Here is a 409-nt window from a genome sequence, read left to right on the forward strand (position 1 = left end):
TCCGTAAGACTTTTCTTTATCTAAATATTTCCAAAAATCTCTAACTATATAATGAAACCAAAAATAGTTAAGAGTTATTCCATTATGATGTAATTTCATCTTATAAAAATGATGATCCAATAAATTATATGATTCCATTATATCCTTTAATCTCCCGTTTATTACCCACCCAAAATTTGCCACAGAATGATGAATAAAACTGGTAGGTTTAGCCTTAGAATGTAAGTCTAATTCATAATTGGGTATAAAATCTGGGAATTCATTTACTTTTACATTTCTATGACCATCATAAAGAACAGGGTTGTATCCTTTTGCAATGGATGTTTGTGGATAATATCCTATTTCCTTCAAATTATGACTTCTACTTATTGTATAGTACATTTTTATAAAATCCTTTATCTTAAACAAA

The 409-nt window shown here is 27.1% G+C and carries 1 protein-coding gene; it reads right to left on the minus strand.

What is annotated here, in order from left to right:
* A partial coding sequence (locus DZ60_RS23845; RefSeq protein ID WP_034230572.1) for a hypothetical protein occupies nt 1–381 on the minus strand: 381 nt, incomplete at its 3' end.
* Nucleotides 382–409: the final 28 nt, after the last annotated feature.

The sequence above is a fragment of the Aquimarina pacifica genome (assembly GCF_000520955.1).
Taxonomy (GTDB): Bacteria; Bacteroidota; Bacteroidia; order Flavobacteriales; family Flavobacteriaceae; genus Aquimarina; species Aquimarina pacifica.